This window comes from Calothrix sp. NIES-2100 (assembly GCF_963875285.1).
In the GTDB taxonomy this organism is placed as follows: domain Bacteria; phylum Cyanobacteriota; class Cyanobacteriia; order Cyanobacteriales; family Nostocaceae; genus Aulosira.
In genome coordinates this window covers 4,623,638-4,637,105 of sequence record NZ_CAWNLA010000001.1, presented here as the reverse complement: position 1 = coordinate 4,637,105, position 13,468 = coordinate 4,623,638, and the positions used below count along the sequence as shown (strand labels likewise).

Genomic DNA, 13,468 nt, shown 5'->3' with positions numbered 1-13,468 from the left:
GATAAATTAACATCTATCAAAAGATACATACAAATTTCATTTAATTTTCATTTTTTAATGAAACGCTATTGATATGAGAAAAAACATTTTAAGTATTTCTAACACCATCACTGATTAAAAGTGATTGCTAAAAATTATGTTAGTGAGGGGAAAAATTCTTTGGTTGAGGCTTTACCGCCAGATGCTTCAACCAAGACGCTTGGCTTTTGTTGAGGCTTGCGTGATTGGTTTGGTTTCAGGGCTAGCAGCAGTTTTATTAGGACAAGCAGTGGACTGGGCCGGAGCATGGCGAGTCCATGTTTCTTATCTTTGGCCTGCTTATTTAGTGTTACCTGGCATTGGGCTGTTGGGAGGAATCTTAGCTGGTTGGTTAGTAGAGCGCTTTGCACCGGAAGCATCAGGTAGCGGGATGTCTGAAGTTAAAGCGGTACTAGCTCGTGTACCTATGCCGTTGAATTTGCGGATTGCTCTAGTCAAGTTAGTCAGCGCAACCCTAGTACTAGGTTCTGGAATGCCTTTAGGAAGGGAAGGCCCAACTGTGCAAATTGGGGCAGCTTTAGCTAATCAACTGAGTAATTGGGTGCCGACTTCCCCAGAACATCGTCGTCAACTGATCGCCGCCGGAGCAGGGGCTGGGTTAGCTGCCGCTTTTAATGCACCCATCGCAGGTGTCCTGTTTGTAGTAGAAGAACTACTCCAAGATGTATCAGGTATTACTCTTGGCACGGCAATTTTGGCTTCTTTTATCGCTTCAGTCATCTCCCGGCTCTATGGTAGTCACAGCTTAGATCTGAGTCATTTGAATTTAGCCTCTTTGCATACAACTTTCTTCGCTCAGGAAATCCCTTTCTACTTGATTTTGGGTGTGCTGGCTGGACTACTAGGTATTCTGTTTAATAAAGGTATTCTTGCTAGTCTGGCACTGAACCGCCGCCTGCTACGTGTGAGTTTACCCTGGCGAATTGGAATTGTTGGGTTAGTTACCGGTGTTGCGATCGCCCTGTTACCCGTAGCCTTTCGCGATCATGCTGGACTGCGAGAGATGTTACTTACAGGTAGTAGTGATTCACTATTTGCGGCGATCGCTCTTGTTGTTCAATTTACCCTAATTATTTTAACCTACGGCTCTGGCGCACCGGGCGGTTTACTAGTTCCTACCTTGGTCTTAGGTGCTGCCCTTGGCTACTTAGTAGGTGCTACCCAAGAGAGTTTACTGGGCATGAGTGCAGCCACAACCTACGCCCATGTAGGTATGGCGGCATTTTTTAGTGCTGTCTCTAAGGTGCCAATTACAGCAGTTGTCATTGTGTTTGAGATGACAACAGATTTTAATTTGGTGCTACCGTTGATGATTGTGTCTGTAGTTGCCTATTTAGTAGCGGAAAAAATTGATCCTCGGTCGCTTTACGATTTGCTACTTGAATGGAAGGGCATTCATATTAAAAAAGAACCTGTTGCCGAGGGACTTTTAGCACAGTTAAATGCCGCAGATGTGATGCAGCGCCGTGTCGAAACTCTCTCCAGCAAAATGAGTATTGATGAAGCAGTACAGGCATTTTCTCATTCTCACCATCGCAATTTCCCAGTTGTAGAGAATGGCAAACTTGTGGGTATTGTCACTCAAAAAGATGTAGTCAATACTGGCTCACAGCAGTTAGCTCGTGATACAGCTATCAATCAAATTATGACACCAGAGCCAGTTACAGTCAGTCCCTCCGCTACCCTGGCTTATGTGCTGCATCTGCTCAACCGTTATAACTTGAGCTGTTTGCCTGTTACAGAAGGTCGCAAACTCATAGGCATTATTACACGCACTGATATTATCCGCGTCGAAGCAGAACGGCTGAATGGCAATCTAGAAAACATGGAGCCGACAAGGACATTAGAACCTTCTTATGTGATTCACCAAACTCGCGCTCCTGCTATCAGAAAAGGCAGGTTGTTAGTACCATTGTCCCATCCGCAGACAGCCGAGACCTTACTAGAAATGGCCGCAGCGATCGCTAAAGAGAAGAATTACGAAATAGAATGTCTGCAAGTGATTATAGTTCCACGCGATCGCACTCCCAGTGAAACACCAGTGCAAACCATCAAAAGTCATCATCTTTTGCAGCAGGCTGTACAGTTAGGAGAAGATTGGCGAATTCCTGTTCATACACAAATTCGGGTTGCCCATGATGTTGCTGGGGCTATTTTGGAGACTGTCAAAGAACGACATATTGACTTAGTATTGATGGGTTGGAAAGGCAATACTTCAACTCCTGGTAGAGTTTTCAGCCGAGTAGTGGATACTGTAATTCGACAGGCCGCCTGTGATGTTGTATTAGTTAAATTAAATGATCAAAAAGGTTTTAAGCGTTGGTTGCTGCCAATCGCAGGCGGCCCCAATTCCAGCCAAGCAATTCAGTTATTACCTGCGCTGAGTTCCCTAAGTTCATCACCTGCTATTAAGCTATATCAAGTTTTCCCACCTACTGAATCTAAACCAGATACAACATTGCTCGACAACTGTGTTCGTTTTCTGAAACCAAGAGTCAGCGGTAAGGTAACTGCTACCCCAGTCAGAGCTAGTTCTGTTCCTGACTCTGTCATTGATTGTGCCCAACAAGACCACAGTGATGTGATTATCTTGGGTGCTAGTCGTGAAAGTCTTCTCAAGCAAGCGATTAACGGCAATATTCCCGAAAATATTTCTCGTAGGAGTAATTGCACAGTTATTTTGGTGCGGAGTGCAACAGCATAACTAACTTGAAAAATAGGGCAGGGGACATTAAAATTTAGTTAAATAATTTGTAAGAATTCAGCACACAGGAATCAGTTGTCAGAATTTAGAAGGAATTCCAAATGATTGGTATGTTGATTCATTAAATTTTATCCTCATTCTGTAACTATTCTAGCTACTGGATTCTGATTCCTGAATTCTTACAACATTTTCACCATTTTCTAGTAATTAGTACAACATTATTTAATCAACTAAAATTCTCTAATTTTTGGCTTTTAATTACTATTGAATAACTTAATTTATTTCTTGAGATAGATGTCAAATATACAAAAACTAATACATCTTATAATTACAAAAAGTTGTCTCAAATTTACAATGTAAAATGCCACACGTCTTACTCGTGGATGATGAAGCAGCCCTGCGTGACAGTCTCACATATACACTACAAAAAGAAGGCTACACAGTGAGTACAGCCGTTGATGGGCATAATGCAATCAAACAGTTCCATAAGCAAGTACCAGATATAATTTTACTTGACCTGATGTTACCGGAAGTTAGTGGCATGGAAGTCTGTTGGCGAATTCGAGCTTTTTCTAATGTACCCATCGTCATGCTCACAGCTAAAGATCAGGATGTAGATAAAATTTGGGGTTTGGAAGCCGGAGCGGACGATTATGTGACTAAGCCCTTCAATACCCGTGAATTGCTAGCACGCATCAAAGCAGTGTTGCGTCGTCGTTCTGAGGAACAGCCTTCATGAGAGGCTTCTTACCCCGGATTAAATTAAACACAATTCACGCGAAGCTGTTTGGCACATACTTGATGCTGACAGCTTTTGGAACGTCACTCCTAGCAGGTTATATCCTGTGGTCGTTCTCTGATTATTTCATGCGAATGCGACAAGTAGATCTGGATAACTGGACAAGTGCATTAAGTGAAAGTGTTGCAGATGGACTAGAAGAAAAAGATATTCCTCAGGTAAAGGTGCTAGTACAAAGATATGGCGCACCACAAAATGTGACGTTGCGTGTTTTTAATCAACAAGGTAATCTGATAGCCACTTCTGACCCAAAGTTAGACTCTCAAGTTAAAGACTGGTATCAAATTCCAGGAATGCGCGCAGCTCTAAAAAATCGTGTAGAACAAGGAATTGCTAAAGGAGTTTTATCTAACAAAGATCGCCTCTACATTGCTAGACCGATTGAACGCCACGGTCAATTTTTGGGTGTCTTGCGAATGTCTATGACCCTGGAGCAGTTTCAGCGACAGTTTGCAAGGGTGTTTTGGAGTGTTTTGGGTACGCTAGCAATCACAATTTTACTGTGTGCATTGATTAGCAGTCGCTTTGCTCGCAGTCTCTCTAAACCGATTGAGATTATGCAGAACTTTGCCATTCGCTTAGGTGGTGGTCATTTTGGCGATAAGCTAACGATCCATGAAAACAATGAGTTAGATCAATTAGCAGCAGAACTCAACCGGATGAGTGAGAGGTTAGCTTCCCTAGATCAAGAGCGCCGGGTGTTTTTAGCTAATGTCTCTCACGAACTGCGTACCCCGATAAGTAATGTACAGGTAACAGTAGACGCACTTAAAGGCGGAGCTTATGAAGAACCAGAAATACGCGATCGCTTTTTTCAAACTATCGATAGTGAAATTAAACGTTTAGCACGATTAATTCATGACCTCCTAGATTTAGGACGTTTAGAAGCGGGAGTCACACAACTTGAACAGCAAAGCATTTCACTAGCGGGGTTGATTAACCGTGCTGTCAATGCAATAGAACCGCGAATGCAAGCCAGGAACATTTCCCCACAAGTAAACGTAGATAGCCTTATGATACAGGGCGATCCAGAGCGACTATTACAGGCGATTCTCAACTTATTAGATAATGCCATCAAACACTCACCAGCCGACTCTCAAGTATTGATTTCTGGATACAGCAAAGGAAAACAAGCAATTATTCAAATTCAAGACCAGGGAAAAGGCATAAATGAAAATGATTTACCAAGAATTTTCGAGCAATTTTATACAACAGACCCTGCACGTAAAGGTAAAGGTAACGGTCTGGGGCTAGCAATATCCAAGAGAATTATTGAAGCTCATCAAGGTAGTATTACTGCTATTAGTACTCTTAATCAAGGTGCAACTTTCACTATTAGTTTGCCTTTAAAAGGCTAAACATAGTTCCTCTGGTTATCGATCAGCAATGAGGGTAATGACACTGCACCTATTAGGCTATGAGAATGTCCAAGGTTTCCCACCTAGCTTTGCAGGCTGGAAAAACGCAAAAGAAGCGATCGCCTCCAGACTAAAACTAATTACCCTGCACAATTCTCCAAGAAAACAATGCTGGTGTTAGAGATGTTGGGCGATCGCTCTTTCCACAATCACGCCATCTTGCATTTGAATCACCCGCTTTGTCTGATCTGCTACCGAGGCATCATGGGTGACAATTGCGATCGTGGTTCCCTGTTGATTTTAAAAATATCACCTATTAATCTTGAGTAACAAGAAAGATTTAATCAAGCTTGATCAATTTATATTTGTCTTTCCACTTCAAAGCCAAGTGTGATTTTATTGATTTGATTTTTTAATTGTTATGTAATCAAAATTATGTTTCAGTAAGCGTTGCAATTGCCAGGATTTTGTATAAGTTTGACTAAAACATTCAAAAGGTAGAGATTATATTAGGTAAATTTTGTAAGGATTCAATCGTACAGATAAATAAACTCAAGCCGAAATTTAATCGAAACTCTACTAAGTAAAAACAAAGCTAGCAGATCAGAAACAATAATTTGACGAGTAACAGGCAAAGCTCAAAATTCAATTCGAGGAAAAAAATCTGAGGTGAAGTCGAATGTCGAGGAATGGAAAGCGAGTCGCGAAGTCAAGAAACTCGAACATCGAGCAGGTAAAGCTGAAGACTATGCAGCAACATTCTTAGCAATGGCGAAGATGGAAGAAGCCGAAAAAGCAATCTTAGAAGCGATCGCTGCCAGATTAGATGCTGAAACTGCTGCGGTAGCTACATAGAAATCAGATAATTCGTAATTCGTAATTAAAGACAGTTTTAGACCCCAAATAAAACTCCGAATGCTTGTATAAGCACTAGGTAAAATACCTTTTTAATTATGAATTATGAAGATTATTAGCATAAAACGAAACTACCGCGTTTAAAAAGTAAAAAACAGTCAATTGACGAGGTGAACAAATGACTTCAGCAAATGTTTCTGTTAGTCGAACTCATGAAGAGAAAATTACGACAGATATTATAAGCCGCGAAATTCGACTGGTCTCCCGCCCCAAGGGGATGCCAACCGCAGATAACTTTGCCCTTGTGGAGACCGAACTGGAGCCGCTTGAAGATGGGCAGGTGCTGGTTCGCAATCTATATATGTCAGTAGATCCATATATGCGCGGTCGCATGAATGACGGGAAATCCTATGTTCCAAGTTTCGAGTTAGGCAAACCCCTTGAAGGCGGCGCAGTAGGCGAAGTCATCCAGTCGCGTACCCAGGAATTCAAGGCGGGTGATGCCGTCACTTCCAACTTTGGCTGGCGAGAATACTTTATGGCTTCGCCGAAAGAATTGCATCTGGTCAGCCACGAGATTCAACCTCTTTCAGTGTACCTCGGTGTCCTCGGCATGACGGGCATGACTGCTTGGGCTGGGTTGAATTTGGTAGAGGTTAAAGCCAGCGATATCATTTTTATTTCGGGAGCTGCTGGCGCGGTGGGAAGCGTGGCCGGACAACTGGCGAAATTGCGCGGGTGCCAGGTGATCGGGTCAGCTGGTTCAATGGAGAAGGTCAAGTTTCTGCGGGAAGAATGTGGATTTGATATCGCCTTCGACTACAAGGTTAGTCCTATCCTTGAACAACTGAACCTGGATGTGCCGGACGGGATTGATGTTTATTTCGATAATGTAGGAGGCGAAATGCTCGAAGCGGCGCTCTCGGTGTTACGTGTACATGGCCGGATCGTCGCTTGTGGCGGTATCTCCAGTTACAACCAGGAAAAGCCGCAGCCCGGCCCATCCAATTTATTTAACATGACTACTAAACGGTTGACGATGAAAGGGCTACTTGTTCGCGATTGGCTAGATCGTCAAGGTGAATTTGAACAGGAAGTGGGCGGCTATTTCCGAGCCGGCAAGCTGAAGAATAAGGAAACAGTGGTGGTAGGAATTGACCAAGCGGTAGGCGCGTTCATCGGTCTGTTTGAAGGAAAAAATCTTGGCAAGATGGTAGTGAAGTTGGATTAGGTAGCGACACAAAGCTCATTTTCATAACCAATCTCCTCAACTTGATATTAATCGCGTCCAGCCACAGTCTACCACCAGTTCTTCACCCAAAACAAACGACGATTCATCGCTTGCTAGAAATAGTACGGCTTTGGCAATCTCTTCTGGTTCTCCAAATCGTTTCATGGGAATGCTTTGCTGAAGGTTTGTAGCTATTTCCCCTAACTGTTCTTGAGAAAATCCTAGCTTGTCATACAGAGGTGTTTTAATTGGCCCCGGACTAACGGCATTGACTCGAATTCCGCGTCCAATCAGTTCGGCTGCTAACACCCTCACAAGCGATCGCAAGGCAGCTTTAGAGGCAGCATAGATACCAGAACCAGGCATTCCCATTTGATTGTTGAATTGAAGTGTTAAAGACAATGCTGCTATTGGCTGGCATCAGGGGAACAGCTTTCTGCACCGCAAACAGTGACCCCTTAACATTGATATCCATCGTTTCATTAATAAATGCCTCGTCTACATCAAGTAATGGTCTAAACTTGGTCACTCCAGCATTGACAAACAAAATGTCGAGTCTAACCCATCGTTATTTGACTTGGGCAAATACCTTATCTAAATCAGTCAGCGATCGCGAATCAGCCAACAGGTGCCCACAAAATTGGGCCGAAGATGAGTTGAAAATCTGGTGAAACTTCCTGATTATTCTCGCTATATTGCAACTGCACAAAAGTACAATAGTTGTTGCAACTAACCATAGAGAAAATATCAATCACAAAAATTATCAACACGTAAATCTCGCCAGATGTCAGAAACCTGCCAGCCAGTGTTACCCACAGACTGGAGAACTGGAGCGTCTTGCGCTGGAGCAAAGACGTGAATATATTCTGTCAATTGGCTTTCTACCTCCAAATCTGGCTGCTGGTCAATGATAGGTTCATCAGCAGAGACTGTCTCTACGGGAGCAACTTCCTCAAGTGCTGGCTGTGAAGCAACAGACTTTTTGACAATCAATACTTCCGGTTTTTTGATAGGTTTCATGTTTATCTTGGTGTCAAAAGCTTGATAGCAGAAAAACAGATGTAGCTAAAAGTTGTGCGCCTCATCTATGGTGAGTGATTGAATAGCCCTTCACAAGTAGTGAAAACAAGCCAATCTGTTCGGTCTGTTGAAGGTAGCAATTTAGTATTCGCAAGTTCTTTCTATGGCTTGGTCTGATTCAGGGCATTAGGTGAAAGTCGGGCAGTATACCCAGTTCATGATTTTAGGCATCTCTTCTGGCTGATATAGTGCCTATGTACTATAAAGTTAGTACCATAGGATTGAACTTCTGCAAACAAGGTATGCAAAACACAAAGCGCTTGAGGAGCAAAATTGGGGATAAAAAAACATATTTTGCGGTAAATCTATGTTTTTGCAGTCAGTAAATGGATGAGGAAGATTATTCATGTTGATATGGATGCCTTTTACGCATCAGTAGAGCAACGGGATCATCCCAGCTACCGAGGCCAACCATTAGTAGTTGGTGGCAGTCCCAATCAACGCGGTGTAGTAGCCGCCGCTAGTTACGAAGCCAGAAAATTTGGCATTCACTCAGCCATGCCTTCCGCAGTTGCGATCGCTCTTTGTCCATCCCTTATCTTTGTTAAACCAAGATTTGAAGTTTACCGAGAAATTTCACAGCAAATCCACGACATATTTAAACGCTACACCGATTTAGTAGAAGGTGTAGCCTTAGATGAAGCCTACTTGGATGTTACCGAAAATAAGCAAAACATCACCTACGCTTCTACGATTGCTAGGTACATCAAAGCCGCAATACTAGAGCAAACTCACTTAACAGCAACAGCCGGTGTGTCAATTAACAAGTTTTTGGCAAAGATGGCATCGGGGCAAAACAAACCCAACGGATTAACAGTGATTCGAAGAGAGAATGCGAGCGCCTTTGTAGAAGGGTTAGCAATTGAGAAGTTCCACGGCATAGGAGAGGTAACGGCAGCGAAAATGCACGCTCTGGGCATTCACACTGGTGCAGATTTAAAGGCACGTTCGCTCTTTGAATTAACACAAAATTTTGGCAAGGTGGGGCATTATTACTACAAAATTGCCAGAGCAGAAGATGATCGCTCAGTTGAGCCGAATCGAGTTCGCAAGTCGATTGGTGCAGAAACATCGTTTGCTTGGGACTTAAGCGAGCGCCATCAGATGCTACAGGAACTCAAACAAATTGCTCAAATTGTAGAGCAACGCTTGGAGCAGCACTCCTCAGGAGGACGCACCCTGACATTGAAAGTCATTCAATTTTGGATTTTGGATTTACGATTTTGGATTAACCTCTCCTTATAAAGAAGAGGCTTAAATATTGAAAAATTTTTGTTTTTCTTCTGGGTCACTCAATTTTAGACTTTGGATTTTAGATTTTAGATTATCCCTATGCATTAATGCAGGGGCTTGTCAATAAATTTTAGATTTTAGATTTATTCCCAATCCAAAATCCAAAATTTAAAATCTAAAATCCGGTTAACCCAGAAGCTTGAAACCAAATACTTTAGATTTCAAATTTTCATTTAATCCAAAATCTAAAATCTAAAATCGTTTCGGTCAAGTTCTCTGATTACCATCAAATCACACGCAGTAAAACTCTTTTGTCACCCATTAAGAAAGGAGATATAATTTTTGAAACTGCAATCTTCTTATTTGATTCAATTGAATTGAAAAACCGTAGTATCAGGTTGTTAGGAATTTCATTGTCCAATCTGGATAATCACAAAGCATTTGAAGTAATTCAATTACCTTTATTTAAACTTTAGATAGAAGACTACAGTCCATATAACATAGCGGCAACTACTTTGGCTTTCCAAACAGGTATTGTTCAGGTAGAATGAGTGAGTTTTTCATATCAGCTAACATTTTTACTTCCCAAGACTATAGTCTGCCTGGACTAATAATAGCTGCTTCACCATCGATTTTAAAAGTCGGAAAAATTGTGGTTTATTCCTCACTGGGCTGGTGTCGCTGCGAATCCGGATGATGAGGACTTTACCTCCGAAAAGAGATTTACAGACACGCACAAAGTTGTTTTTACCAAAACGCTGAACCAGTCATAGTGGAACAATAGGGTATTAGCCAAGGGTGATTTTGTGGACGAAATCACTCAACTTAAAAACCAGGAGGTAAACTATATCATTGCTGATGGCGGAGCGACTTTTGTATCGGCTCTCATCCACCATAGACTGATTGATGAGTTTCATTTCTTTATCAATCCAGTTGCAATTGGTAAAATCAACATCCTTTGAATGCGGTGTTGTTGTTTTGAATTATGAGCCGAAACAGAACTAAGACAGGCGAAACATAAACAGCTTTCACATTGTTTGCCCAATTTAAACGGTTGTAAACCCTTAGCCGGACTGAATGTTAGGTTGAACTTCGCGCAACCGACGTTCCAGAAAACGACGCTCACTGTCATTTGTCACTAATTCTAGTGCCCGTGTATAGCTCCTCTTCGCTTCCTCTAATGCTCCAACACGCCGGAATAAATCTGCACGGGTGGCATGAAACAGATGATAGCTGTCCAGTTCTGGAGCAAGGCGATCAATCAGTCCAAATGCGGCTTGAGGACTGTCTGCCATTGCGATCGCCACTGCTCGGTTCAAGGTCACGATGGGTGAGGGCTGCAAGCGTTCCAACACTTCATAAAGCCGCATGATCTGCGCCCAGTCTGTTTCTTCGGCGCGGGTTGCCTGACAATGGAGGGCTGCGATCGCCGCTTGCAGGGCATACACTCCGGTTCCAAAGAGCAACGCTTCCTCTACTAGAGGTAACGCCTCAGCAATCTGTAGATGGTTCCAACGACTGCGATCCTGATCTTCTAGCAAAATCAAATCGCCTGCCTCATCTAGACGCGCATTGCGCCGCGAATCGTGCAATAACATCAGCGCCACCAATCCTGTGACTTCAGATGGGGGTTGGGGTGCCAGCAATTGCCGCACCAGTTGCCCCAAGCGAATCGCTTCGATGCAGAGGTCAGCCCGCACGATCGCATCTCCTTTGGTTGCGGCATAGCCTTCGTTGAAGATGAGATAGATGACTCTCAGGACTGCCTCTATCCGGGGAGCGAGATCAGTCGTCTCAGGTACTTTGTAAGGAATGCCTGCGTCTCGAATTTTGCGTTTAGCACGAACTAACCGCTGTGCCATTGTTGCAGTCGGTATAAGAAAGGCGCGGGCAATTTCGTCGGTTTCTAGTCCACCCAACATTCGCAGGGTCAACGCTACTTGAGTTTCCGTTGCCAGTGCCGGGTGACAGCAGGTAAAAATTAATCGCAGGCGATCGTCTCCAATTTCATCACTGTCATAGTTTGGTTCTTCAGTCGATGGAATTAAGCCAGATGCTGCATACCACTCCAGTTTTTCGGTCAGTTTCGTGCGTCGTCGGAGGCGATCAATCGCCTTGTACCGGGCAGTTCGGATAATCCAGGCACGGGGACGATCGGGAATACCGTCGTTTTCCCACTGATTCACTGCTGCTGTAAATGCTGCCTGTGCAGCTTCTTCAGCTACATCAAAATCTCCGACTAGCCGAATCAGAATAGCGACAATGCGCCCCCATTCAGTTCGATAAAGGGCAGCAATTGCTTGAGCCACATCTGTTTTTGGGATTGAAGCCATACCTTTGACAAAAAGACATAAAAAATTTTGGGCAAGGTGTCGATTTGAGCAATTGCCGTTCGACTAACTGATAAAGGGAGATAAGTTCAATTGTACTAAACAAAATTTTTGCACTCAGGTGTCGATTTGGACAATTCCCGTTCGACTTAATCACAAAGGAGGTAACCAAATGAAATATTTGCTGCTGATTTATATGGACGAAAACGCCATGAGCGACACCGAGCGGGAGCATTGCTATGGGGAATCTGCCCAACTCGCCCAGGACTTGCATACTCAAGGACAATTTCTGGCGACGGCTCCACTCCATCCTGTTGCAACCGCAACCAGTGTTCAAGTCCGTGATGGTAAATCACTCGTGACCGATGGACCATTTGCCGAAACCCGCGAACAATTGGGTGGATTCTTCCTCGTTAATGCTCAGAATTTGGATGAAGCCATTGCGATCGCCACCCGCATCCCAGGTGCAAAAGTCGGCACCGTCGAAATCCGTCCTGTCATCGAAGTTGCGGGACTACCAGCACAGCCCTGACCAAGCCCCGTTGGGGCGGGGTGTGGGGTGTGGGGTGTAGTGAATATTTAGCCCCAACAACCATAGGGTTACAAGCCCCGTCTTTTCAAGACGATAGTATTGGTGGGTGTTCAAGCCCCGACCAATGCAGTCTTCCCTACACCCCACACCCTACCCCCTACACCCTTCTTGTTGACCGTCCTTAACCGCTTGAATGCAAGGAGAACTCTCATGCAAAACAATTCCAAAATCACTCCCTGTTTATGGTTTGACGATCAAGCCGAAGCCGCCGCTCAGTTTTATACGTCGATTTTTCGCAATTCCAAAATTGTCCACGTCAGTCGATATGGAGACGCTGGACAGGAAATTCACGGAAAACCAGCCGGATCTGTCATGACTGTCAGCTTTGAACTTGATGGTCAGCCGTTCACAGCACTCAACGGTGGTCCGACCTTCAAATTTAACGAGGCGATTTCCTTCCAAATCTTTTGCGATACCCAGGCGGACGTGGACGATTACTGGCAAAAATTGTCTACCGGTGGGGATGAAACTGCACAGCAATGCGGCTGGCTCAAAGACAAATACGGCGTCTCCTGGCAAATTATTCCTCGCATTCTGATTGAGTTACTCAACCACCCCGACGCGGCAACCTCTCAAAAAGTAACCAATACCATGCTGCAAATGAAGAAGATCGAGATTGATGAACTCAAACGTGTTGCTGCTGATTAGCGGTTCCTTCGGAGTTGCGCTTTGTGCTAATCAGCACACCCAACCCTTCGCAATCTAACTCAAAACCATTCAACAGGAGATTTCACAATGAAAGTCATGGTCTTTGTCAAAGCAACCCAAGACTCCGAAACTGGGGTCATGGCGAGCGAACAGCTTTTAACTCAAATGGGGCAGTACAACGAAGAATTAGCCAGGGCAGGTATCTTGCTCGCCGCTGAGGGGTTTCATCCTAGCTCAAAAGGGGTGCGAGTTCACTTTTCAGGAACTGATCGCACCGTCACCCAGGGACCTTTTACTCCAGCGCAGGAGCTAGTGGCAGGGTACTGGCTGTGGCAGGTGAACTCAATGTCCGAGGCAGTTGCTTGGGTAAAGCGCTGCCCTAACCCTATGCCAGGAGACTCCGAGATTGAAATTCGTCCCGTATTCGAGGCAGAGGATTTTGGTGAAGTCCTGACACCCGCCTTAAGGGAGCAGGAAGACCGCATTCGCGCTCAGGTTGAAACGCAACAGCAAGAGTAACGTCAGCGAAGAGGACAAGGGGCAGGGGGCGGGGGGCAGGGGGGAGAACCCCATAAATAAATTTAGGGGCTTGCAACCCT

Annotated in this window: 16 protein-coding genes; 12 read left to right on the top strand and 4 right to left on the bottom strand. The window is 44.2% G+C overall.

Going from position 1 to position 13,468, the window contains the following annotated elements:
- Window positions 1-136: 136 nt before the first annotated feature.
- The 6 genes from AACU32_RS19035 to AACU32_RS19005 all read left to right on the top strand — a co-directional run bounded on the left by AACU32_RS19035 (window position 137) and on the right by AACU32_RS19005 (window position 6,986).
- Window positions 137-2,743 (top strand): chloride channel protein, encoded by a 2,607-nt coding sequence (locus AACU32_RS19035; protein WP_096602308.1) that lies wholly within the window; start codon window positions 137-139, stop codon window positions 2,741-2,743.
- A 361-nt stretch (window positions 2,744-3,104) separates the two neighbouring features.
- Entirely contained in the window at window positions 3,105-3,482 is a 378-nt protein-coding gene (locus AACU32_RS19030) for a response regulator transcription factor (protein ID WP_096602306.1), read from the top strand.
- On the top strand, window positions 3,479-4,900 hold the full coding sequence (locus tag AACU32_RS19025; RefSeq protein ID WP_096602304.1) for a sensor histidine kinase: 1,422 nt from the start codon (window positions 3,479-3,481) through the stop codon (window positions 4,898-4,900). Before AACU32_RS19030 ends, AACU32_RS19025 begins: the two co-directional genes overlap by 4 nt.
- A 37-nt stretch (window positions 4,901-4,937) precedes the next feature.
- A complete protein-coding gene (locus AACU32_RS19020) occupies window positions 4,938-5,081 on the top strand; it encodes a hypothetical protein (protein ID WP_339378076.1) in 144 nt (47 codons plus the stop codon).
- Between the two features lie 488 nt (window positions 5,082-5,569).
- Complete coding sequence (locus AACU32_RS19010; protein WP_339378075.1) at window positions 5,570-5,755, top strand: hypothetical protein; 186 nt, start codon at window positions 5,570-5,572, stop codon at window positions 5,753-5,755.
- 178 nt (window positions 5,756-5,933) lie between these two features.
- Window positions 5,934-6,986, top strand: coding sequence for an NADP-dependent oxidoreductase (locus AACU32_RS19005; RefSeq protein WP_096602302.1), 1,053 nt, complete (start codon window positions 5,934-5,936; stop codon window positions 6,984-6,986).
- A gap of 36 nt (window positions 6,987-7,022) precedes the next feature.
- Here the strand turns inward: AACU32_RS19005 and AACU32_RS19000 are convergent, their stop codons facing one another.
- The 3 genes from AACU32_RS19000 to AACU32_RS18995 form a co-directional block, all read right to left on the bottom strand.
- A complete protein-coding gene (locus tag AACU32_RS19000; RefSeq protein WP_339378074.1) occupies window positions 7,023-7,388 on the bottom strand; it encodes an SDR family oxidoreductase in 366 nt (121 codons plus the stop codon).
- The gene (locus AACU32_RS40760; RefSeq protein WP_445223183.1) at window positions 7,321-7,515 is read right to left on the bottom strand and encodes an SDR family oxidoreductase; all 195 of its coding nucleotides are present in this window, start codon (window positions 7,513-7,515) and stop codon (window positions 7,321-7,323) included. Before AACU32_RS40760 ends, AACU32_RS19000 begins: the two co-directional genes overlap by 68 nt.
- A gap of 218 nt (window positions 7,516-7,733) precedes the next feature.
- Window positions 7,734-8,006, bottom strand: a complete 273-nt coding sequence (locus AACU32_RS18995) for a hypothetical protein (RefSeq protein WP_096602296.1) — start codon at window positions 8,004-8,006, stop codon at window positions 7,734-7,736.
- A 390-nt stretch (window positions 8,007-8,396) separates the two neighbouring features.
- Between AACU32_RS18995 and dinB the strand changes: the two genes are divergently transcribed.
- The 3 genes from dinB to AACU32_RS18985 all read left to right on the top strand — a co-directional run bounded on the left by dinB (window position 8,397) and on the right by AACU32_RS18985 (window position 10,261).
- On the top strand, window positions 8,397-9,311 hold the full coding sequence (gene dinB, locus AACU32_RS18990) for a DNA polymerase IV (RefSeq protein WP_096602294.1): 915 nt from the start codon (window positions 8,397-8,399) through the stop codon (window positions 9,309-9,311).
- A 206-nt stretch (window positions 9,312-9,517) separates the two neighbouring features.
- Entirely contained in the window at window positions 9,518-9,775 is a 258-nt protein-coding gene (locus AACU32_RS40755) for a DinB/UmuC family translesion DNA polymerase (protein ID WP_096602292.1), read from the top strand.
- Window positions 9,776-10,105: 330 nt separating this feature from the next.
- The gene (locus tag AACU32_RS18985; protein WP_096602290.1) at window positions 10,106-10,261 is read left to right on the top strand and encodes a dihydrofolate reductase family protein; all 156 of its coding nucleotides are present in this window, start codon (window positions 10,106-10,108) and stop codon (window positions 10,259-10,261) included.
- Window positions 10,262-10,363: 102 nt separating this feature from the next.
- Here the strand turns inward: AACU32_RS18985 and AACU32_RS18980 are convergent, their stop codons facing one another.
- The gene (locus AACU32_RS18980) at window positions 10,364-11,632 is read right to left on the bottom strand and encodes an RNA polymerase sigma factor (RefSeq protein WP_096602288.1); all 1,269 of its coding nucleotides are present in this window, start codon (window positions 11,630-11,632) and stop codon (window positions 10,364-10,366) included.
- Window positions 11,633-11,801: 169 nt separating this feature from the next.
- Here AACU32_RS18980 and AACU32_RS18975 point away from each other — a divergent pair, with 169 nt between their 5' ends.
- From AACU32_RS18975 to AACU32_RS18965, 3 genes are all read left to right on the top strand, one after another.
- Window positions 11,802-12,161 carry a YciI family protein gene (locus AACU32_RS18975; protein WP_096602286.1) on the top strand — a complete coding sequence of 120 codons (360 nt, stop codon included), beginning with the start codon at window positions 11,802-11,804 and terminating at the stop codon, window positions 12,159-12,161.
- A 210-nt stretch (window positions 12,162-12,371) separates the two neighbouring features.
- Window positions 12,372-12,869: a VOC family protein gene (locus AACU32_RS18970; RefSeq protein ID WP_096602285.1), complete on the top strand. Its 498-nt coding sequence runs from the start codon at window positions 12,372-12,374 to the stop codon at window positions 12,867-12,869.
- 87 nt (window positions 12,870-12,956) lie between these two features.
- Window positions 12,957-13,388 (top strand): YciI family protein, encoded by a 432-nt coding sequence (locus AACU32_RS18965; protein WP_096602283.1) that lies wholly within the window; start codon window positions 12,957-12,959, stop codon window positions 13,386-13,388.
- The last annotated feature ends 80 nt before the right edge of the window (window positions 13,389-13,468 follow it).

Coding starts and splice junctions, on each gene's coding strand:
- AACU32_RS19035 (WP_096602308.1), top strand. CDS start 137: ATGTTAGTGAGGGGAAAAATTCTTTGGTTGAGGCTTTACCGCCAGATG.
- AACU32_RS18980 (WP_096602288.1), bottom strand. CDS start 11,632: ATGGCTTCAATCCCAAAAACAGATGTGGCTCAAGCAATTGCTGCCCTT.
- AACU32_RS18975 (WP_096602286.1), top strand. CDS start 11,802: ATGAAATATTTGCTGCTGATTTATATGGACGAAAACGCCATGAGCGAC.
- dinB (WP_096602294.1), top strand. CDS start 8,397: ATGAGGAAGATTATTCATGTTGATATGGATGCCTTTTACGCATCAGTA.
- AACU32_RS18965 (WP_096602283.1), top strand. CDS start 12,957: ATGAAAGTCATGGTCTTTGTCAAAGCAACCCAAGACTCCGAAACTGGG.
- AACU32_RS18970 (WP_096602285.1), top strand. CDS start 12,372: ATGCAAAACAATTCCAAAATCACTCCCTGTTTATGGTTTGACGATCAA.
- AACU32_RS19030 (WP_096602306.1), top strand. CDS start 3,105: ATGCCACACGTCTTACTCGTGGATGATGAAGCAGCCCTGCGTGACAGT.
- AACU32_RS18995 (WP_096602296.1), bottom strand. CDS start 8,006: ATGAAACCTATCAAAAAACCGGAAGTATTGATTGTCAAAAAGTCTGTT.
- AACU32_RS19025 (WP_096602304.1), top strand. CDS start 3,479: ATGAGAGGCTTCTTACCCCGGATTAAATTAAACACAATTCACGCGAAG.
- AACU32_RS19005 (WP_096602302.1), top strand. CDS start 5,934: ATGACTTCAGCAAATGTTTCTGTTAGTCGAACTCATGAAGAGAAAATT.
- AACU32_RS19020 (WP_339378076.1), top strand. CDS start 4,938: ATGACACTGCACCTATTAGGCTATGAGAATGTCCAAGGTTTCCCACCT.